The organism is Streptomyces xingningensis (assembly GCF_054957865.1).
Window position 1 is genome coordinate 1 of sequence record NZ_JBDJPF010000085.1, and the last position, 20,595, is coordinate 20,595.

Consider the following 20,595-nt stretch of genomic DNA (forward strand, 5'->3'; position numbering starts at 1 on the left):
CCGTGCGACGGGTGCGGGCCGCGCTGGCCTCGCAGGCGCTGGCGGCGGCCGTGGGGGGCCGGGGGGGGGGGGGGGGGGGGGGGGGGGGGGGGTGGCGGGGCGGGGGGGGGGGGGCGCGGGCGGCCGGGGGGCGGGGGGGGGGGGGGGGCGGGGGTGGGGGGGGGGGGGGGGGGGGGGGGGGGGGGGGGGGGGGGGGCGGGGCGGGCGCCCCCCCCCCCGCCCCTCTGCTGCCTCACCCGGGTCACGGCCCGAGGTTGGTCCGCGCCCAGCGCAGCATCACCGCGTCCGTGACCGGGGCGGTTGTGGACAGGGCCAGGGAATGGCCGGTGGCGGGCACCGTCTCCACGGTCAGCGGGGTGCCCGGCGAGTAGAACGACGCCTCAAAGGCCCGTACGCTCCCCGGGTCGTCGCAGTCGAACCTGACGGCCCCCTGGCAGAACGTCAGATCCTTGGCGCCGACGACGAGCAGCGTGGGCACGCCGAAGTCGTGCGGGAACGTCGGGGCCGGGCTCGGCGGCAGCGGGGTGACGTCCTTGGTGGCCTCGTCGGCCGCGACCACGGCGGGATCGGCCGTGGCGGGGAAGTAGAACGCGGCGCCCCGGGTGCCCGGCCGCGTGGTGCGGTAGCCCCGGTCAAGCCCTGAACCGGCGAACTTCGGGTCCTCGACGGCCGGGTATGTGGGGTCGGTGGCGGCCGGGTTCATCCAGTGCAGCAGCCCGGTCAGGATCACCGCATCCACGTCCCGGTAGCGGGGCACCTCGTACCAGGCGTGGATCGATCCCAGGGAGTGCCCCACCCACATCACCCTGGAGAACGCCCGCCCGTCCACCGCGCCGGAGCGCAGCGCGGTGATGGCGTCGTGCAGTGCCACGGCCGTCGCGGGCACGGGGGCGTCGGCGCTCGGCGGATGGGAGCTGTCGCCGGCGCCGATCTGGTCGACGTCGAAGGTGGCGTACCCGGCCGCGACGGCGGCGCGGACGTACGAGTAAGTGCCGCCGCCCACCGGGAAGTCCCAGTAGGTGTGGTTATAGGTGGAGCCGTGCACCAGCAACTGCACCGTGACCGGCCGTGCGCCCGGGGGCCGGCAGAGCCTGCCGCGCAGTGTCCGGTTCGCGGGGCCGGGGTCGGCGATGCGCACGGCGAGGCGGTGCGTGGTGCAGACGGGGCCCGGCCCCGGCCCGGCCGCCCGGGCGGGGGCGGCGAGCGGCGCGGCACAGACGAGGGCCAGCACGGCGGCCAGGAAGAGGGAACGCGGCGGCCCGCAACGCGGCCGCCGAGGACGGAGCAGGGACGGGAGACAGGAGAAGACCAAGGTGCCCTCCGGTGAGTGAGCGCGGGTTGCGGCGGGGACGCTTCGTCAGCTGTCCGGCCCGCTGCCGCGGGCCAGTTGGAGCAGGTCGTTCGCCACCTCGTCGGGGACGTCGGCGTGCAGGTCGTGGTCGCCGCCGGGGTACCAGCGCACGGTCGCCCGGGGCAGAGCGGCCTCGGCGTCCGCGACCCAGGTGCGCACCTGCTCCGCCCACTGCGGGTGCGCGGTGGGCAGGATGGGCAGGAGCACGACCGGGACGGCGACCTGGGGCAGCCAGGGGCCGGGCGGGTCCTGCCGCAGGCTCCGCACGATGGACATGACCTGTGCCTCGGACAACCGCGGGAGCAGCAGTCCCCCGGGTCCCACTCGGTAGTCGGCGAGCTTCGCCTCGATCGCGGCCGGGGACCACCGGGGGTGCACACAGCGCAGGTAGTCCCGCAGCTGGGCGACGGTCGTCCCGTGCTGCGCGGACCTGACCACTTCGGCGGTGCGCGCCCAGAGGGACTCCATCGCGGGGCCGTCGAACTCGTACCAGCCGCCGTCCACCAGAGCCAAACCGGCGACGAGCGTGGGGTGTTCGACGGCCAGTCGCAGGGCCAGGTGCCCGCCCCAGGAGTGCCCGGCCACCAAGGCCCCGGTCAGTCCGAGAGCGGCGGCCGCCATGGCCAGGTCGGACACCGCCGTGGCCTGGTCGTACCCGTCCTCGGGGGTAGAGGACTCGCCGTGCCCGCGCTGGTCCACCGCGTACACGCGGTGTCCCTCGGCCACCAGCCGGACGGCGACCTCGTCCCACATCCGGGCGTTCGACAGCAGGCCGTGCAGCAGCAGGAACGGCCGGCCTCCGGCCGCTTGGCCGGGCCAGTGCCTGATGTGCAGGGAGACCGCGTCGGATACCGGAACGGAGAGGTCCGCGGGGAACTCCACCCGGCGCCCGTCCCGGGCCGGAGTTCCGCGGTTCACGGGCGCTGCGCCGTCAGGAAGAGGTATCCGAGCTCCGGCATCTTGCCGAGGGCCTCCTGGTTGTGCAGCCACAGCTGGTAGCCCTCGACGCCGATGATGTCGATGTATTCCTCGCGGTGGGCGCGGATCCACTCCTCGTACCCGGGGTAGGTGCGCGCCGTCTCCCTGGTGATGTCGGTCAGTTCCAGGACCTCGAAGCCGGCCGAGCGGAAGATGTCCGGGTAGTCCTCGATCCGGGTGAGCGAGGCGTAGACGGCGGTGTCGCTGACGGTGGCCGTGCGCGGTGCCTCCGGGTCGGGGGCGATGTACACCATGTCGGCGATGGGGCACCGGCCGCCGGGGCGCAGGACACGGGCCGTCTGGGAGAGCACCTGCCTCTTGTCGGGCATGTGGAGCATGGATTCCAGGGCCCAGGCGTGGTCGAAGGAGCCGTCCTCGAACGGCAGGTCCATGGCGTTGACCTGTTCGAACCGCACCCGGTGGGACAGCCCGGCCGCGCGGGCGCGCTCATTGCCGCGGGCGACCTGGCGGGCGCTGACGGAGATGCCGACGACCTCGACCTCGCAGGCCCGGGCCAGCTGCAGGGCCGGGGTCCCGTTGCCGCAGCCGACGTCCAGGATGCGGTCGCCGGGCCCGGGGCTCAGGCGGCGGATCATCTGGTCCGTCATCTCGGTCATGGCCTGCTCGAACGTGCTGGTGTCGTGCTCGTCGTTCCAGTAGCCGAAATGCAGGTTTCCGTCCCCGAGTTGGGTCATCAGGTCGAAGACCTTGTGGTCGTAGTAGTCGCCGATTTTCTCGGATTCCGGAGCGACGGTCATGTTCACGGTCGCGAGCTGCTTGTTCGTCACCATGTCAGGGTTCTGGCGGGCGGCTTTCCGGACAACCCCAGGATGCGCGTGCGCACCCCCGGTCCCGCCACCCCTGTTCCGGCACCGGGCCGCCGGGTGTCTCCGGGCCGGGTGCAGGGGACCCCTATGGCCGCCGGGACTCCGGGTGGTGGCGGATAGGGGTGGGGGCCGGGGCCCGTACGCGGCCGCTTGCCGGGCATTCGCTCGTCCGGGTGGGAAGGGCTTCCCTCCGAAAAATTTGGGAGTACACTCCGATTCGATATCAAGCTCTCTTTAGGGGGTACACTCCCATGTCCGATCCAGGCGCCCGTAAGTGGTGGGCGGTCGCTGCTCTCACGCTGGCCACGCTGGCGGTGGGATTCGACGTCACGATCCTCAACATGGCGCTGCCGGCGATGGCCGAGGATCTGCACGCGTCGACCCTGGACCTGCAGTGGTTCGTCGCCGCGTACTCGCTGGTCTTCGCCGCCGGGATGATCCCCGCCGGCATGCTGGGGGACCGCCTGGGGCGCAGGAAGATCATGATCATTGCATTGGTGATCTTCGGTCTTAGCTCCCTGGCCTGCGCCTACGCGACATCGTCCGGCACATTCATCGGTGCGCGTGCGGTGCTGGGCCTCGGGGCGGCACTCATCATGCCGACGGCGCTCGCCATGCTGCCGACACTGTTCTCCGAGGAGGAGCGGCGCAAGGCCATCGGTGTGGTCGCGGGCGCGGCCATGCTCGCGTACCCGATCGGCCCGATCCTCGGCGGCTGGCTGCTGAACCACTTCTGGTGGGGCTCGGTCTTCCTGATCAACGTGCCCGTGGTGGTGCTCGCGCTCCTCGCGGTGGTCGCCTGGATGCCGGAGTCCAAGTCCGACCAGGTCAAGCGAATCGACGCAGTCGGCATCGTGGTCTCCTGCCTGGGCCTGGCCGTCCTCAGCTATGGCGTGATCCGGGCCGGCGAGGACGGCTGGGGCGACTCCGTGGCGCTCAGCGCCATGATCGGCGGCGCGCTGCTGATCATGCTGTTTGTGCTCTGGGAGAAGCGGATCGCCCAGCCGCTGATGGACCTTTCGCTGTTCCGCTCCGCAGGGTTCAACTCCGGCACCCTGCTGGGCACCGTCGTCAACTTCACGATGTATGGCGTGCTGTTCGTGACGCCGCAGTACTTCCAGGCGATCCTGGGCACCGACGCCATGGGCAGCGGTGTCCGGCTGCTGCCGCTGGTCGTCGGCATGCTGTTCGGCATCTCCTCGGCCGACAAACTGGCCAAGGCCATGGGGCCCAAGGCATCGGTCGGCCTCGGCTTCGCACTGCTGGCGACGGGCATGTTCGTCGGTGCGACCACCGGCACCGGCAGCGGCACGGGGCTCGCCTCCACCTGGACGGCCGTGTACGGCCTCGGACTCGGCTTCGCCCTGCCCGCGGCCATGGACGCGGCGCTGAGCAGCCTGCCCAAGGACAGCGCAGGCGTCGGCTCCGGTGTGAACCAGGCCATCCGCACCGTGGGCGGCAGCTTTGGCGCGGCCATCCTGGGTTCGATTCTCAACTCCCAGTACCGCGCGCAGGTGAGCGTCCCCGACGGGCTCTCGTCGAAGGCGGCGAGCACGGTGAACGACGGCGTGTTCGGCGGTCTCGCCGTTGCCGCCAAGGCCAGGTCGAAGGAACTGGCCGACTCGGTGCGCGACGCGTTCGTCCACGCGCTGGACGTCGTCCTGGTGGTCAGCGGCGCCCTCGGTCTGCTGGGGATCCTGATCGCCGCGCTGTGGCTGCCAAGGGCCAAGGTTGGTCAGGAGGAGCCCGGCACCGCACAATCGCAGCATGAGCCAGCAGTCTGACCAGCCCGAACCGATCGCCGGACTCCGGGAACGCAAGAAGGCCAAGACCAAGGCCAGGATCCAGCAGGAGGCGGTTCGGCTGTTCCACAAACAGGGGTACGCGGCAACGACGGTCGAACAGATCGCGGCGGCCGCCGAGGTGGCGCCGAGCACCCTGTTCCGCTACTTCCCCACCAAGCAGGACCTGGTCCTGGCCGATGAATACGCCCTCCCGACCTCCCTGTTGTTCCAGGCGCAGTCACCCAGGCTGCCGCCGCTCCAGGCGGAGCGCAGGGCGATCCAGGAGATGCTGGCCGCCATGTCGGACGACGAACTGATGGCCCAGCGTGACCGCTGGATGCTGATGCTCTCCGTGCCGGAGCTGTGGGCGGCGGGCCTGGGCAACATCAGCCGGACCATACGGATCATGTCCGAGCAGGTGGCACAGCGGACCGAACGCGACCCGGACGACCCGGCGGTGCGCACCTACACCGGTGCGGTGTTCGGCGTCATGCTGACCGTGGCTCTCGACTGGGCGAAGGATCCGGACATGGACTTTCCAGCGGCCCTGGACGAGGCGCTGGCCTGTCTGGAACAAGGACTCCCGCTGTAAGGCGGGACCGCACGGCCGGGTGGATCCCCCGCCGCACGGTCGTGCCGGGGCCGCCGTGGATGTCAGATCCGTCCACGGCGGCCACCGGCCGCGGCGTTCCTGCCCGGGGACTCCGCCGCTCAGACGGCGACGCGGAGTTCCAGCCGGTCATCGGAGGTGAGGATCCCTTGGTGAAGTTCCTGGAGCTCCCGGCAGGGCTCCAGACCGAGCTCCCGGTGGAGCAGTCTGCGCGCGGCCCGGTACGCATCGAGGGCATCCGCCCGGCGGCCGCACCGGTACAGCGCCAGCATCAACTGCCGGTGGAACGCCTCCCGCAGTGGATGCTCGGCGATGAGCGGGTTCAGGTCGCTGACGATCTCGCGGTGGCGGCCCAGCATCAGGCGCGAGTCGATCAGCATCTCCGTGCACTCCAGCCGGGCCTCGTTCAGCCAGGTGTGGAAGCCCTCCAGGATCGGCCCGCGGCACATGTCGTCCAGCAGTGGCCCGCGCCACCGGGTGAGTGCGTTCTCGAAACTGGCCAGAGCCAGTTCATGATGTCCCGCACGCGCGGCGTTCCGGCCGCGGTTCATCAGCCGCTCGAACTCCCGGAAGTCCAGCTCGTCCGTCCCCAGCCGCAGGGCATACCCCGGCGGCTGGGTGAGGACGGGGCTGTCGCGCCGCTCCCGGCGGGGCAGGAACTTGCGTATCTGGGAGATATAGACATGGAGCCCGGCGGTCGCCCTCCTCGGCAGGCACTCTCCCCAGATCTCCGTCATCAGTTCACCGGTGGAGACCACCTGGCCCGCCCGGATGAGCAGGGCGGTGAGTACGACCTCGATCTTGCGGGCGCCCAGGGAGTGCCTTCCGTCTTCGTCGATCACCCGAAGAGGACCCATGATTTCATATCGCATGCTTCGCTCCTGCCGACCAGATGGAGGCGCCGCTTCCCGGAGTCAGCGCGCCGAGGATGGTGGAGATCGCGTCGATCACTTCCGAACGGCAGTCGTCGAGATAGAAGTGACCTCCGGGAAGCACGCGCAGGTCGAACGCCCCGGTGGTGTACTCCCGCCACACGACGGCCTCCTGAGGAGTCGTCCGCGGATCCGCGTCCCCGATCAGTGCCGTGATGGGACAGCCGACGCGTGCCCGGCCCGGAGGCGGGGGCTCATAGGTCGCGACGGCGTGATAATCGGCACGCATCGCGGGCAGGATCAGGCTCTGGAGCTCGGGGCTCCGGAAGAACCTCTCATCGGTTCCGCCCAGGGCGCGGAGTTCCGCCAGCAGTTCCCCCTCCGTGCGCGGGGCCCGGAACCCGGCGGCCCGGTACGATCGCGGCCGGCCTCCGGAGGCGAACAGCCAGACGGGCCCCTGCCGTCCACAACGCCTCAGGCGCAGCGCGACCTCCAGGGCCACCATGCTGCCCAGGCTGTGCCCGAAGAACGCGAAGGGGCGGTCGTCCTGCCCGGCCAGATCCTCGAACACACCGTCCGCCAGCCCGGGGATGCTGTCGATGCACGGCTCGGAGTGACGCTCGTGCCTGCCCGGGTACTGCACGGCCAGCACCTCGATCTCCGGCGCGAGCGAGCGGGAGAACGGGAAGAAATAGCTCGCCGAACCGCCGGCAAAAGGAAAACAGAACAGTCTCGCCTTGGCGAGCGGGGACGAATGGTACCGACGGATCCACGAACCGAGTTCATTCGCCGCTGAGGCCATCTTCCCCCTTTTACAAGGAACGAATATCGTTGTCGGAAGCGGTGCCGGACCCGACGCCGGTGGAGAATCCCCATCCGGTGCGCCCGGTCCAGCCACATCAATCTAGGAACCGACCTTCCGCGTCAGAACCCCTGTCCCCGGCCGGACGGCCCCAGTCGCGGGCCCCTATGGGTGCGACGGCATCCGATGGGCGAGAGGTTTAGGGGTGTGGGGCCGGTTGCTGCAGTCCTAGGTTGGGGATGTCCGACCGGGAAGCCCGGGCGGCCTTCCGCGGGAAGGCCGGCCGGATCCGCCGTTCTCCTGTCACCGTTCCTCGACTGCGGGAGCCGATGACCCGTGCGCGTGATGTTCGCGACGTGCCCTGTGCGTACGCATTTCTTCAATATGGTGCCGCTGGCGTGGGCACTGGGCATCGCCGGCCATGAGGTGTGCGTGGCGAGCGGGTCCGAGATCACCGGCACCATCACCGGAGCGGGGCTGACGGCGGTGGCGGTGGGCCCGGAGGAAACCCTCGCCCAGCGGACGCTGCGCGCTCTGCGGGATGACACCTTCGAGGTCTCTGAACGCCCGCTGATCGACCTGGCCGAAAATCGTGCGGAGAAACTCGGCTGGGAATTCCTCAGCCGGCTCTACGACAGGCTTCTGCTTCCGGAATTCCAGCTCCTCAACGACTCGATGTTCGACGACCTGGTGGAGTTTGCCCGGTGGTGGGAGCCCGACCTGGTCGTCTGGGACGCATGGACCTACGCCGGCCCGGTCGCCGCCACGGCCGTGGGCGCGGCGCACCTACGGGCCCTGTGCACATTCGATGTCTACGGCCGAATGCGCAAGCACTTTCTCCGGGAGCTGACGCGGCAGCGGCCTCAGGCCCGCCGGGATTCGCTGGCGGAATGGCTCGGGGAGCGGGCCCGGACGCATGGCTGCGAGTTCACCGAGGACATGGTCAATGGACAGCTGACCCTCGACCAGATGCCGGACTCCTTCCAGCTGGATATCGGGCTGCCCCGCCTCTCCATGCGCTATGTCCCCTACAACGGCCCCTCCGTCCTTCCCGATTGGCTCCGAACCGCCCCCTCGGCTCCGCGTGTCCTGATCACCTTCGGGGTCTCGGCGCGGACTCTGCCGGAGATGCAGACGGTATCGGTCGGCCGGATGCGGGAGATGGTGAAGTCGCTGGGCGACCTGGACATCGAGCTGGTGGTGACCCTGCCCGCCGACGCCCGCGAAGAACTCGGAGACGTTCCGGACAACACGCGGGTCGTGGAATTCGTGCCCCTGCACGCGGTCCTTCCCTCCTGTTCGGCAGTGGTCCATCACGGCGGGGCCGGGACCTTCAGCAGCTCGCTGCTGTATGGGATCCCGCAGCTGCTGATCAGCATGACCCCGGATGTGACCCTGAAGGACGCGCACCTGCGGAAGTCTGGAGCTGGCCTGTCGCTCGCGCCCGGCTGGGCCACCGGCGCCAACGTCCGGGACGCGCTGCTGAGGCTGCTGACCGAGCCGTCGTTCCGGACCGGTGCCGACCGGCTCCGGCAGGAGGTCTCCACCCAGCCGTCCCCGTACGACGTGGTGCCGGAACTGGAGAGGCTGGCGGCCCGGCACCGGGGGCGTCCCACCGCCCGGGCCGCGTGCCGGGACGGCGCGCCCGGCCGCACCGTCACCGAGCCACGGCAAGGAGCCCCACGATGACAACAGAGTCCGCGCCCCGCGCATACTCGCTCGTCGACCTGGGGTTGATCACCGACCCCTGCCGCGGCTTCGGACGGATACGGGAGGAGGCTCCGGTCGTCCGCGGGCGCCTGGGCGACGGCAGCACGGTCTGGATCGCCACTCGCCACCAGGACGTGAGCGCCATCCTCGCGGACCCGCGCTTCGTCAACAACACCCGGTCGCTGCCCGGCACCGGCACGGACTTCCACGCCGAATCACTGCTCGAGGTGGGGGTCGCCGAGGATGTGGTGCCCTACCTGGCCGGGAACATGGTGCACACCGACCCGCCGGACCACACCCGGCTGCGCAAACTTGTCTCCCGGGCATTCTCCGCCAAGCGGATCGCGGCGCTCCGGCCTCGCGTGGAGGCCGTCACGAGGGAACTGCTCGACACCCTCCCGGACCACGCCGAGAACGGCACCGTCGACCTGCTCGCGCACTTCGGCTACCCGCTGCCGCTCACCGTCATCTTCGAGATGCTGGACGTCCCGGCCGAGGACCGGCCGAAGTGGCGGACCTGGGTGCAGGACGCCAACTTCCTGGACGCGCAAGCGCTGAGCGCCACGCTCGCCGACAACGCGGACTACCTCTCCGAGCTGTGCGACCGGCGCCGGGCCGAACCGGGTGACGACCTGTTGTCCGAACTCGTCCGGGCCCATCTCGAGGGCAGTGACCGACTGTCCCACACCGAACTGATCACGATGGTGCTGACATTGATCACCGCCGGTCATGAGACGACCGCCCATCTGATCGGCAACGGCACCACGGCCCTGCTCACCCATCCCGGGCAACTGGCGCTGCTGCGCGCCGACCCGGCACTGGTACCGGGCGCGGTCCAGGAACTGCTCCGGTGGTGCGGGCCGGTCGTCCTCGCCAAACTGCGGTACGCCACCGAGGACATGGTGATCGCAGACGTCCCGATCCGGCGGGGGGACCGGGTGCAGCTGGTGCTGACGTCCGCCAACCACGACCCCCGGCGATTTCCCGACCCGGAGGTACTGGACATCACCCGCACCCCCGACAGCAGGGGCATCCACCACGTCGCCTACGCCTACGGTCCGCATTACTGCCTCGGCGCCACCCTGGCGAACCTGGAGGCGGAGGTCGCGTTCTCCGCGCTGTTCGCGCGATATCCGGATCTGGCGCTGGCCGTCCCGCCGGAAAGGCTGAAATGGAGACTGATGCAGGGTGCTCGCCAACTGGTCCGGCTGCCCGTGAGGTTGGGTCCCTGAATTCCGCGATGACATGCCCGGGCCCTAGGACGCCTTTAACGATGTCGGTGAGACTGGGTCCGACCGGAGCGGACCGGATTTACTCCGGTGATGAATTCACGCGTGAAGGGCGAAGGGAAGAACACGATGGCGCGCAACCTTCAGGCCAGCCCGCAATGGGAGCGCATCACCAAGTACTGGGTCACCGAAGACGCGGCCGTCAACCTGGCGAACTTCAAGTCCGACCAACGGAATTACAACCTCTCCCTGTGGAACCCCGAGGCGAACGGGGTCAGATATCTGAAGACCCTGATCTACAACTTCGGCATGGAACTGGGACCCGACGAATGGGCCAGGCTGCGCAGGATCCGCAACCGGGAGACGGGAGCCCCGGTCACCGTCCGCTGCAAGGGGGAACCGCTCTGTATGGACTACCTCATGGCCGTGCTGGAGCTCGGTTTCATCGAGCGGGAGCTGACCCTCCCGGGCGCAAGGGTCCTGGAGATCGGCGGCGGTTACGGCCGCACCTGCCACGCGATGCTGTCCAACCACGAACTCTCGGAATACTGCATCGTCGACCTGCGGAACACGCTTCAGCTGAGCAGGAGGTACCTGGGCGAGGTGCTGACCGATGCGCAGTTCGGCAAAGTGAGGTTTGTCGAGGTCGACGACATCGATGCCGTCCTGGACTCGGCGGAATTCGATCTGTGCATCAACATCCACTCGTTCACCGAGATGATCCCGGCGACCGTGCGGGCCTACCTGGACCTCATCGACCGGAAATGCCGTGCGTTCTATGTGAAGAACCCGGTGGGGAAATTCCTCGACAAGAGCCTGGACGGCCACTTCAAGGGCGACGAGGCCGTGCGGCTGGCGCTGGAGACCGGGCCGCTGAGAAAGGTACTGGACGTGTTCGACAGCGAGGCGGTCGACGCGGCGGTCCCCGACTTCATCACCGCCTACCGGCCCGGCGACGGATGGACCTGCGTCGCCAACGGACGTGCAATCCCATGGAGTTACTTCTGGCAGGCCGTCTACCGGAACAGCGGCACCCGCCGGTAATGCTCGGGCAGCCTCCGCACCGTCCCGGCACGTCCCCCGGGGAGCGCGGCGAGGACGGGCCGGCCGGCCGGCCGGTCCTGCTGCTGGGCGGGTCCGGGTTCCTGGGACGGCACATCCGCGCCGCCTTCGCCGCCGCGGGATTCCCTGTGCTGAGCGTCCACCGCCAGGCCCGGGAGACCCAGGGCGGCCGCCGGGACGTGCACCTGGACCTGGTCGCGGCGCAGCCGGGTGAACTCGCCCGGCTGTGTGCCGGGGCGGACGTCGTGGTGAACGCCTCCGGGGTGGTCTGGGGCGGCACCGAGCGGCAGATGAGCGCGGTCAACGCCGAGCTGGTCGGGCGCCTGACCGAGGCCATCGCCGGGCTGCCGACCCGGCCGCGGCTCATCCAGCTCGGCAGCGCCTATGAGTACGGCCCCGGGATCCCCGGCACCTCGGTCGGGGAGGACGCGCCGCCGGCCCCGACCACGGTGTACGGCCGCACCAAGCTGCGCGGCTCCCAGGCCGTGCTGCGGGCCGCGCGGGAACGCGCCGTCGAGGGGATGGTCCTGCGCATCTCGGTGGCCTGCGGGCCCGGCGCCCCGCGCGGCAGCCTGCCCGGGATCGTGGCCCAACACCTGGCGGCGGGCCACCGGGAGCTGCGGCTGGCGGCGTTGCGCGCCCACCGCGACCTGGTGGACGTCCGGGACGTCGCCGACGCGGTGGTCGCCGCAGCCCGCAGGCCCGCCGGCGCGGTGACCGGCAGGGTGTTCAACATCGGCCGCGGGGAGGCGTTGCCCGTGCGCGGACTGGTCGATCTGATGATCTCGCTCAGCGGCCGGCGGCTGAGCATCGTCGAAGAGGCGGCCGCCCAGCACACCCGCTCGGACTCGCCCTGGCAGCGGCTCGACATCACCCGGGCGCGCCGGGTGCTCGGCTGGTCGCCGTGCCGCGCCCTGGAGGAGTCGGTCCGCGATCTCCTCGCGGCCGCGGGAGTGCCGAGCGCACCACGGTTCGCGGACACCACGGAGGCCAAGGAAGGACGGACATGACAGAACGGGTCGCACGCATCCTCGACGAGGTCCGCAAGCACCACCAGGACACGCAGGACGGACGGGGCTTCGTCCCCGGAGTCACGGAGATCTGGCCCTCCGGGGCCGTACTGGACGAGGACGACCGGGTGGCGCTGGTCGAGGCCGCCCTGGACCTGCGGATCGCCGCGGGGAAGTCCTCGCGGGCATTCGAACGTGCCTTCGCCCGATGGCTGGGGCTGCGCAAGGCACACCTGACCAACTCGGGGTCGTCCGCCAACCTGCTCGCCGTCTCGGCGCTGACCTCCCCGCTGCTGGACGACCGCCGGCTGCGGCCCGGCGACGAAGTGATCACGGTGGCGGCGGGATTCCCGACCACCGTCAACCCCATCCTGCAGAACGGACTGGTCCCGGTCTTCGTGGACATCGAGCTGCGCACCTACAACACCACCGCGGACCGGGTGGCGCGGGCGATCGGCCCGCGCACCCGGGCCGTCATCATGGCGCACACGCTGGGCAACCCGTTCGAGGCCACGGAGATCGCCCAACTGGCCGAGGAACACGAGCTGTTGCTCATCGAGGACAACTGCGACGCCGTGGGCTCCCGCCACGACGGCCGGCTCACCGGCACCTTCGGCGACCTGGCCACCGTCAGCTTCTACCCGGCCCACCACCTCACCACGGGGGAAGGGGGCTGCGTACTGACATCGAACCTCACGCTGGCCCGGATCGTGGAGTCACTCCGGGACTGGGGACGGGACTGCTGGTGCGAGCCGGGTGAAAACGACACCTGCCGCAAGCGCTTCGGCTACCAGATGGGCACGCTGCCGGCCGGTTACGACCACAAGTACATCTTCTCCCACGTCGGTTACAACCTGAAGTCGACCGACATCCAAGCGGCGCTCGGGCTGAGCCAGCTCGGCAAGCTCGACATGTTCTGCGCGGCGCGGCGCCGCAACTGGCAGCGGCTGCGCGAGGGCCTGGCCGGGCTGCCCTGGCTGCTGCTGCCGGAGGCGACGCCCCGCAGCGATCCCAGCTGGTTCGGGTTCGCCATCACCGTGGACCCGCGGGCACCGTTCGGACGGGCCGGGCTGGTCGACTTCCTGGAATCCCGGAAGATCGGCACCCGAAGGCTGTTCGCCGGGAACCTGACCCGGCACCCCGCCTACACCGACCGGCAGTACCGGGTGTCCGGCGACCTGGCCAACAGCGACGTCGTCACGGAGCACACCTTCTGGACCGGCGTGTACCCGGGACTCACCGAAGAGATGATCGACTACGTCATCTCCGTGATCACCGAGTTCGTCGGGGCCCGTCGGTGACCCGCGCGGCCGCCGGGCCGCACCCGCCGGCTGCTGCTGCGGGACACCTCACCCGCCCGTTGCCGATGTCAACGGCTCCCACCAGGACCTGTTCCGCCGGTACCAGTCGACGGTCTCGGACAGGCCGGCCTCGAAGTCGTGCCCGGGACGGTAGCCCAGCTCGTTCCGCAGCTTGTCGTCCCGCAGGGAATAGCGCCGGTCGTGACCCTTGCGGTCCGGTACATACCGCACGCTGTCCCAGCCGCGCCCACAGGCGGAGAGCAGCCGCTCGGTGAGCTCCCGGTTGCTCAACTCGGTGCCCCCGCCGATGTGGTAGACCTCCCCGGCCCGCCCCTTGGCACGGACGGCCTCCACCGCGCGGCAGTGATCCCCGACGTGCAGCCAGTCGCGCACCTGCCGCCCGTCGCCGTACAACGGCACCTCCCTGCCATCCAGCAGCCTGGTGATAAACAGCGGAATGACCTTTTCCGGGAACTGGCGCGGCCCGTAATTGTTGCTGCACCGGGTGATCCGCACATCCAGGCCATGGGTGCGGTAAAAAGACATCGCGACCAGATCCGATGCCGCCTTGGACGCCGCATAGGGCGAGTTGGGATCCAGCGGGTCGGCCTCCGAGCTCGAACCGCTCTCGACGGAGCCATAGACCTCGTCGGTGGACACCTGCACAAAGCGGGTCACGTCATTCCGCAGCGCCGCGTCCAGCAGCGTCTGGGTGCCCAGCACATTCGTGCGCACAAATTCCCCGGCCCCGGCGATGGAACGGTCCACATGGGACTCCGCCGCAAAGTGCACCACCTGATCCGCATCCGCCAACAACCCGCCCACGACGTCCGGGTCGCAGATGTCCCCCCGGACGAACGTCAGCCGCGGATCGGTGAGATCGAGGTTCTCCAGTCTCCCCGCATAGGTCAGCTTGTCCAGGACCGTCACCCGCTCCACATCGGAGCCCACCGCGTCCGCACCCAGCAGCATGCGCACATAGGCCGAGCCGATAAACCCGGCGGCCCCGGTGACCAGGAGATTCATGCCTCCTCCAGAGCATGCGCCGGATACGGCCCCGCGCCGAAGGCACGGGCGCACTCCATGACGTACTGACCGTAGGGCGACTGCCGCATCGCCTCACCCAGCGCATAACAGTCCGCGATGCCGATGAATCCCATGTACATCGCTATTTCCTCGACACAACCGATCCGCATGCCCTGGTGATGCTGCACATGGCGTACGAACTGGCCGGCCTCCAGCAGGGTTTCGTGTGTCCCGGTGTCCAGCCAGGTGACGCCACGGCCGAGCCACACCAGCTCGGCCCTGCCCTGCTCCAGATACGCGCGCAGGACATCCGTGATCTCCAACTCCCCCCGGGCCGACGGCCGCAGCCCCCCGGCGATGTCCGCCACACCGTCGTCGAAGAAGTACAGGCCGGGAATCGCCAGGTTCGAACGCGGCTTGGCAGGCTTTTCCTCGATGGACACCAGCCGGCCCCGCTCGTCCGTCTCCGCGACACCATAACGCTCGGGATCGGCGACCTTATGACCGAACATCACGCAACCGTCCAGACCGGCGGCGCTCCTGCGGAGCAGCGACGGCAGATTCGCACCGTGGAAGAGGTTGTCCCCCAGTATCAGAGCACAGTTGTCACCCTTGATATGGTCCGCCCCCACCAGAAACGCGTCGGCTATGCCCCGCGGCTCCTCCTGCGCCGCGTAGTCGATCCGCAGACCCAGTTGCCGACCGTCGCCGAAAAGGTTCCGGAACACCGGGAGTTCACCCGGGCGGGCAATGATGAGCACCTCGGTGATGCCCGTGAACATGAGGATGGACAACGGGTAATAGATCATGGGCTTGTCATAGACGGGAGCCAGTTGCTTGGATCCCGCGAACGTGAGGGGCTGCAGACGTGTCCCGTTTCCGCCCGCGAGAATGATGCCCTTCACCGCGTACCCGCGGGGCGCGTCCTGGCCAATTTCGACACCTGGTCTCCGTTTGTTCCGGTTCCGCCCAGGGCCAGGTGAAGAGGAAACCACCGGCCCCGGTCCGCTGACGTTCCGCGGCCGGAGACCGGCCGCGCGGGAACTCCCACCCGCCATGGTCCGGACCGGACATAGCGCCCCGCTAAAACGCCTGGCCGGAACGGCGTTTGGGGCGGCTTTAGACGACTGGCCCACGATGGGGCCGCGATCGTACCGATCAACGAACCGGACCGGGAGCGCCGCACATGGCCGTTGGCAGCAACCAGTCGTCTTCCGAGCGCCCGCACGTGATGTGATGTCACGTCCCGAGAACAGCACTCCCGCCGCCACCCAGCAGCCCATCGCCGTCGTCGGCATGGCGTGCCGCCTGCCCAAGGCACCCGACCCGGCTGCCTTCTGGCAACTGCTGCGCCTGGGCGGGAATGCCGTCACCAGCTCCCCGCCCGAACAGCCCTGTCCAGACCGGGACTTGACCGGACCCGGCGGCTTCCTGGACCGGGTCGACACCTTCGATGCGGAGTTCTTCGGCATCGGCCCACGCGAGGCCGCGGCCATGGACCCGCAGCAACGGCTGGTGCTGGAGCTCAGCTGGGAAGCCCTGGAGGACGCCGGCGTCCGCCCGGATTCGCTCGCGGGCAGCCGTACCGGCGTGTTCGTGGGCGCGATGTGGGACGACTACGCCGCCCTGCTACGGCAACAGGGGCCGGACGCGGTCACCCGGCACTTCATGACGGGCACACACCGCAGCGCCATCGCCAACCGGATCTCCTACACCCATGGCCTGGCCGGCCCCAGCATGACCGTCGACACGGCGCAGTCGTCCGGTCTCGTCGCCGTGCACCAGGCCTGCGAGAGCCTGCGGCACGGTGAGTCCTCGCTGGCCCTCGCCGGAGGCGTCAGCCTCATCCTCACGGAGGAGAGCACCCGGATCGCCGCCGCCCGGTTCGGCGGCCTCTCTCCCGACGGCCGTTGCCACACCTTCGACGCCCGCGCAAACGGCTTTGTGCGCGGCGAGGGCGGCGGGATGGTGCTGCTCAAGCTCCTGGCCGACGCCATCCGCGACGGCGACCCGGTGTACTGCGTGATCAGAGGCAGCGCCGTCAACAGCGACGGCACGGGCGACGGCCTGGTGGTGCCCAACCCGGTGGCGCAGGAGAACGTACTGCGCCTCGCCTATGAGCGGGCCGGCGTGGCGCCCGCCGAGGTGCAGTACGTCGAGCTGCACGGCACCGGCACGCCCGTCGGCGACCCGGTGGAGGCGATCGCGCTCGGCGCCGCGCTGGGCCGCACCCGCTCCGCCGGTGAGCCGCTGCGAGTCGGTTCCGCGAAGACCAATGTCGGCCATCTGGAGAGCGCCGCGGGGATCGTCGGGCTGCTGAAGGCCGCGCTGAGCATCCGGCACCTGGAAATTCCGCCCAGTCTCCACTACTCCACCCCGAATCCCCGGATCCCGCTGGACGAGCTCGGCCTGCAGGTGCAGGACGAGCTGACCGCCTGGCCGTTCCCCGACCGGCCGCTGGTGGCCGGCGTCAGCTCGTTCGGCATGGGCGGGACCAACTGTCACATGGTGCTCTCCGAGCCGCCGGCCACCCCCTTGAGGGGAGGGACTCCCGGGCACCCGGCCCCCGCCGAACTGCCGTTCCTGCCATGGACCGTCAGCGCCGCGAGCCCGGCCGCGCTGCGGGACCAGGCCCGGCGGCTGGGCAAGCACCTGGCGGCGGCCGACCCGGCCCCGGACGCGGCGGACGTCGGCCACTCCCTGGCCACCACCCGCGCGGCCCTGACCCACCGTGCGGTGGTCTTCGGCGGGGACACGGCGGAACTGCTCCGCGGTCTCGACGCGTTCGCCCGCGACCCCGGCAGTTCGGGGGTGGTCCACGGCAGGACCAAGGGCGGCGGTGTCGCGTTCATGTTCAGCGGTCAGGGCTCGCAGCGCCTCGGCATGGGCCGCGAACTCGCCGCCGCGTTCCCGGTGTTCGCCGATGCCCTGGACGAGGTGTGCGCGGCCCTCGACCCGCACCTGGACCGGCCGCTGCGCGAAGTGATGTTCACGGACGGGCCTTCGGCCGCCCCGGACGCGCCGCTGCACCGCACATCCTGGACACAGCCCGCGCTGTTCGCGTTCCAGACCTGCCTCTACCGCCTGGTCGAGTCCTGGGGAGTGCAGCCGGATCACCTGATCGGCCACTCGGTGGGCGAGATCACCGCCGCCCAGGTGGCAGGCGTGCTGTCGCTGCCGGACGCGTGCACCCTGGTGGCCGCGCGCGGACGGCTCATGCAGTCCGTCACCGCGGGCGGCGCCATGGCCGCCTGGCAGGCCACCGCCGACGAGGCCGCCGAGATGCTGTCCGGCCATGCCGACCGGGTCGGCATCGCCGCCGTCAACGGCCCCTCGGCCGTGGTGGTCTCCGGCGACCGCGACGCCGTCGGCGAACTCACCGCCGCCTGGGAGGCCCGGGGCCGCAAGGCCACCCGGCTGCGCGTCAGCCATGCGTTCCACTCGCCGCACATGGACGGCATCCTGGACGAGCTGCGTGCGGTCGCCGCGGGCCTCTCCTTCGCCGAACCGGCCATCCCCATGGTGTCAAACCTGACCGGCCGGTCCGCCACGGCGGAACAGCTGGCCTCCCCCGGCTACTGGGCCGACCATGCGCGGCAGCCCGTGCGATTCATGGCCGGGATCCGGCACCTGGCGGACGCGGGGGTCGGCACATTCCTCGAACTCGGCCCGGATGCGCCACTGACCGCGATGGCACGCGACTGCCTCGCCGAGGCGGCCGCAGAGGCGCCGGACGACCGCCCCACCGCCCTCGCCCTCTGCCGACGCGACCGCCCCGAGCCGGCCACCTTCATGTCCGCCATGGCCCAGGCACACACCCGAGGCGTGGACGTGGCTTGGGAGCAGGCGTTCACCGGGCGCGATGTGCACCGGGTGAGCCTGCCGCCGTACGCGTTCCAGCGGAAACGGTACTGGGTGGACACGGCACTCGAGGCGGCCGATCAAGCGGTACCGCGGAGCGCCGAACCGGGCGCCGGGAACAGCGACTTGGAGCGGACCCCCGGCGTTCCCGAGCCGGCGCGGTGGCTCGCCGGGGTCCCGGATGGCGAGCGGGAACGACACGCCCGCGAACTCGTCCTCGCCGAAGCCGCCATCGTCCTCGGCCACCCCGGCCCAGGCGCCATGGACCCCGGCCTCACCTTCAAACAGCTCGGCTTCGACTCCTCCGCGGCCACCGAGCTGAGCGAACGGCTGAGCCGCGCAACGGGCCTGCGCCTGCCCGCCACGCTCACCTACGACCACCCGACACCGACGGAGGCCGCCCGCCAACTGCGCGCGCTGGCCACCCCGACCCCCGGCACCACCACGGTCATCCCAGCCCCGGCCCGGGCCCTTGACGACGACCCCATCGCGATCGTGGCCATGGCCTGCCGCTATCCGGGTGGCGTCACCTCTCCCGAGGCGCTGTGGCGGCTGGTGGCCGAGGGCACGGATGCCGTGGGCCCCTTCCCCGACGACCGCGGCTGGCCCCTGGACGAGCTGTTCCACCCGGACCCGGACCAGCTGGGCGTCAGCCACGCCCGCGAGGGCGGATTCCTCTATGACGCGCCGCTGTTCGACGCCGAGTTCTTCGGCATCAGTCCGCGCGAGGCCCTGGCGATCGACCCGCAGCAGCGGCTGTTGCTGGAGACGGCCTGGGAGGCGTTCGAACGGGCGGGTCTCGGCCGTGACGCACTCAAGGGCAGCCCGACCGGGGTGTTCGTCGGCATGACGCACCAGGACTACGGCCCCCGCCTGCACGAATCCACCGAGGACACCGAGGGCTATCTGCTCACCGGCAGCACGCCGAGTGTTGCGTCGGGCCGGGTGGCGTTCTCGTTCGGTCTGGAGGGTCCGGCGGTGACGGTGGATACGGCATGCTCGTCGTCGCTGGTGGCGATGCATCTGGCGGCGCAGGCGCTACGGGCGGGCGAATGCACGCTGGCCCTGGCGGGCGGCGTCACTGTGATGGCCACCCCCAACACCTTCGTGGAGTTTTCGCGGCAGGGTGGGTTGGCGGTGGATGGTCGGTGTAAGTCGTTTGCGGCGGGGGCGGATGGGGTGGGGTGGGGTGAGGGTGTGGGGTTGGTGGTGTTGGAGCGGTTGTCGGTTGCGCGGCGGTTGGGGCGTCGGGTGTTGGCGGTGGTGCGGGGTTCGGCGGTGAATCAGGATGGGGCGAGTAATGGGTTGACGGCGCCTAGTGGGCCGTCTCAGGAGCGGGTGTTGCGGGGGGCGTTGGCGGGTGCGGGGTTGTGTGCGGGGGATGTGGATGTGGTGGAGGCGCATGGTACGGGGACGAGGCTGGGTGATCCGGTGGAGGTGGGGGCTTTGTTGGGGGTGTATGGCCAGGCCCGGTCGGGGGATCATCCGTTGTGGGTGGGGTCGGTGAAGTCGAATATTGGTCATGCGCAGGCGGCTGCGGGTGTGGCGGGTGTGATCAAGATGGTGATGGCGATGCGGTATGGGGTGTTGCCGGCCACTCTGCATGTGGATGCGCCGTCGCCGCATGTGGACTGGTCGACGGGTTCCGTCGAGCTGCTGACGGAGGCGACGGACTGGCCGCGCCGTGAACGTCCGCGTCGGGCGGGGGTGTCGGCGTTCGGGATCTCGGGGACGAATGCGCATCTGGTTGTGGAGGAGGCGCCGGAGGTCGAGGAGGTTTCTTCTTCGGAGTTGGGTGGTGTGGTGCCGTGGGTGGTGTCGGGGCGGACTGTGGGGGCGTTGCGGGAGCAGGCGCGGGGGTTGGGTGAGTTCGTGGCTGCGGGTTCTGAGTTGCCGGTTGATGTGGGGTGGTCGTTGGTGGTGTCGCGTTCGGTGTTTGAGCATCGGGCGGTGGTGGTGGGCCGGGAGGGTGCTGAACTGGTTGCTGGTTTGGGGGTGTTGGCGTCGGGTGGGGTGTCGTCGGGTGTGGTGGTGGGGGTGGGGGGTTCGGTGGGTGCCGGGCCGGTGTTGGTGTTTCCGGGTCAGGGGTCGCAGTGGGTGGGGATGGGTGCGCGGTTGTTGGAGGAGTCGGGGGTGTTTGCGGCTCGGTTGGGTGAGTGTGAGCGGGCGTTG

At 70.2% G+C, this 20,595-nt stretch carries 15 protein-coding genes; 8 read left to right on the top strand and 7 right to left on the bottom strand.

The annotated features are described in order from the left end of the window. Positions 1–241: 241 nt before the first annotated feature. The 3 genes from ABCR83_RS29650 to ABCR83_RS29660 form a co-directional block, all read right to left on the bottom strand. On the bottom strand, positions 242–1,231 hold the full coding sequence (locus ABCR83_RS29650) for a hypothetical protein (RefSeq protein ID WP_462698314.1): 990 nt from the start codon (positions 1,229–1,231) through the stop codon (positions 242–244). A 126-nt stretch (positions 1,232–1,357) separates the two neighbouring features. Then, positions 1,358–2,269: an alpha/beta fold hydrolase gene (locus tag ABCR83_RS29655; RefSeq protein WP_462698315.1), complete on the bottom strand. Its 912-nt coding sequence runs from the start codon at positions 2,267–2,269 to the stop codon at positions 1,358–1,360. Beyond that, on the bottom strand, positions 2,266–3,120 hold the full coding sequence (locus tag ABCR83_RS29660) for a class I SAM-dependent methyltransferase (protein WP_462698316.1): 855 nt from the start codon (positions 3,118–3,120) through the stop codon (positions 2,266–2,268). Before ABCR83_RS29660 ends, ABCR83_RS29655 begins: the two co-directional genes overlap by 4 nt. Positions 3,121–3,407: 287 nt before the next feature. Between ABCR83_RS29660 and ABCR83_RS29665 the strand changes: the two genes are divergently transcribed. Then, positions 3,408–4,940: a DHA2 family efflux MFS transporter permease subunit gene (locus tag ABCR83_RS29665; protein WP_462698317.1), complete on the top strand. Its 1,533-nt coding sequence runs from the start codon at positions 3,408–3,410 to the stop codon at positions 4,938–4,940. Further along, on the top strand, positions 4,924–5,532 hold the full coding sequence (locus ABCR83_RS29670) for a TetR/AcrR family transcriptional regulator (protein WP_462698318.1): 609 nt from the start codon (positions 4,924–4,926) through the stop codon (positions 5,530–5,532). Before ABCR83_RS29665 ends, ABCR83_RS29670 begins: the two co-directional genes overlap by 17 nt. Positions 5,533–5,651: 119 nt before the next feature. Here ABCR83_RS29670 and ABCR83_RS29675 read toward each other — a convergent pair whose 3' ends face one another. Further along, on the bottom strand, positions 5,652–6,422 hold the full coding sequence (locus ABCR83_RS29675) for an AfsR/SARP family transcriptional regulator (RefSeq protein ID WP_462698319.1): 771 nt from the start codon (positions 6,420–6,422) through the stop codon (positions 5,652–5,654). Continuing rightward, positions 6,412–7,224, bottom strand: coding sequence for a thioesterase II family protein (locus ABCR83_RS29680; protein WP_462698320.1), 813 nt, complete (start codon positions 7,222–7,224; stop codon positions 6,412–6,414). Before ABCR83_RS29680 ends, ABCR83_RS29675 begins: the two co-directional genes overlap by 11 nt. 345 nt (positions 7,225–7,569) lie before the next feature. On the opposite strand from ABCR83_RS29680, the gene ABCR83_RS29685 reads away from it, so the two are divergent. The 5 genes from ABCR83_RS29685 to rfbH all read left to right on the top strand — a co-directional run bounded on the left by ABCR83_RS29685 (position 7,570) and on the right by rfbH (position 13,536). Next, on the top strand, positions 7,570–8,913 hold the full coding sequence (locus ABCR83_RS29685; protein ID WP_462698328.1) for an activator-dependent family glycosyltransferase: 1,344 nt from the start codon (positions 7,570–7,572) through the stop codon (positions 8,911–8,913). Further along, on the top strand, positions 8,910–10,166 hold the full coding sequence (locus ABCR83_RS29690) for a cytochrome P450 family protein (RefSeq protein WP_462698321.1): 1,257 nt from the start codon (positions 8,910–8,912) through the stop codon (positions 10,164–10,166). The genes ABCR83_RS29685 and ABCR83_RS29690 overlap by 4 nt, the downstream gene beginning before the upstream one ends. 126 nt (positions 10,167–10,292) lie before the next feature. Beyond that, positions 10,293–11,207 (top strand): putative sugar O-methyltransferase, encoded by a 915-nt coding sequence (locus ABCR83_RS29695; protein ID WP_462698322.1) that lies wholly within the window; start codon positions 10,293–10,295, stop codon positions 11,205–11,207. Further along, on the top strand, positions 11,207–12,235 hold the full coding sequence (locus ABCR83_RS29700; RefSeq protein ID WP_462698323.1) for an NAD-dependent epimerase/dehydratase family protein: 1,029 nt from the start codon (positions 11,207–11,209) through the stop codon (positions 12,233–12,235). Before ABCR83_RS29695 ends, ABCR83_RS29700 begins: the two co-directional genes overlap by 1 nt. Beyond that, positions 12,232–13,536 (top strand): lipopolysaccharide biosynthesis protein RfbH, encoded by a 1,305-nt coding sequence (gene rfbH / locus ABCR83_RS29705; RefSeq protein WP_462698324.1) that lies wholly within the window; start codon positions 12,232–12,234, stop codon positions 13,534–13,536. The genes ABCR83_RS29700 and rfbH overlap by 4 nt, the downstream gene beginning before the upstream one ends. Positions 13,537–13,584: 48 nt before the next feature. Here the strand turns inward: rfbH and rfbB are convergent, their stop codons facing one another. After that, entirely contained in the window at positions 13,585–14,562 is a 978-nt protein-coding gene (rfbB, locus tag ABCR83_RS29710; RefSeq protein WP_462698325.1) for a dTDP-glucose 4,6-dehydratase, read from the bottom strand. Continuing rightward, a complete protein-coding gene (rfbA, locus tag ABCR83_RS29715) occupies positions 14,559–15,467 on the bottom strand; it encodes a glucose-1-phosphate thymidylyltransferase RfbA (protein WP_462698326.1) in 909 nt (302 codons plus the stop codon). Before rfbA ends, rfbB begins: the two co-directional genes overlap by 4 nt. Before the next feature lie 331 nt (positions 15,468–15,798). On the opposite strand from rfbA, the gene ABCR83_RS29720 reads away from it, so the two are divergent. Continuing rightward, the coding region (locus tag ABCR83_RS29720; RefSeq protein WP_462698327.1) for a beta-ketoacyl synthase N-terminal-like domain-containing protein at positions 15,799–20,595 on the top strand (4,797 nt) is incomplete at its 3' end.

Bases quoted from the DNA above. Each gene is read 5' to 3' on its own strand.
- ABCR83_RS29660 (WP_462698316.1), bottom strand. From the start codon at position 3,120: ATGGTGACGAACAAGCAGCTCGCGACCGTGAACATGACCGTCGCTCCG.
- ABCR83_RS29665 (WP_462698317.1), top strand. From the start codon at position 3,408: ATGTCCGATCCAGGCGCCCGTAAGTGGTGGGCGGTCGCTGCTCTCACG.
- ABCR83_RS29670 (WP_462698318.1), top strand. From the start codon at position 4,924: ATGAGCCAGCAGTCTGACCAGCCCGAACCGATCGCCGGACTCCGGGAA.
- ABCR83_RS29675 (WP_462698319.1), bottom strand. From the start codon at position 6,422: ATGCGATATGAAATCATGGGTCCTCTTCGGGTGATCGACGAAGACGGA.
- ABCR83_RS29680 (WP_462698320.1), bottom strand. From the start codon at position 7,224: ATGGCCTCAGCGGCGAATGAACTCGGTTCGTGGATCCGTCGGTACCAT.
- ABCR83_RS29685 (WP_462698328.1), top strand. From the start codon at position 7,570: ATGTTCGCGACGTGCCCTGTGCGTACGCATTTCTTCAATATGGTGCCG.
- ABCR83_RS29690 (WP_462698321.1), top strand. From the start codon at position 8,910: ATGACAACAGAGTCCGCGCCCCGCGCATACTCGCTCGTCGACCTGGGG.
- ABCR83_RS29695 (WP_462698322.1), top strand. From the start codon at position 10,293: ATGGCGCGCAACCTTCAGGCCAGCCCGCAATGGGAGCGCATCACCAAG.
- ABCR83_RS29700 (WP_462698323.1), top strand. From the start codon at position 11,207: ATGCTCGGGCAGCCTCCGCACCGTCCCGGCACGTCCCCCGGGGAGCGC.
- rfbH (WP_462698324.1), top strand. From the start codon at position 12,232: ATGACAGAACGGGTCGCACGCATCCTCGACGAGGTCCGCAAGCACCAC.
- rfbB (WP_462698325.1), bottom strand. From the start codon at position 14,562: ATGAATCTCCTGGTCACCGGGGCCGCCGGGTTTATCGGCTCGGCCTAT.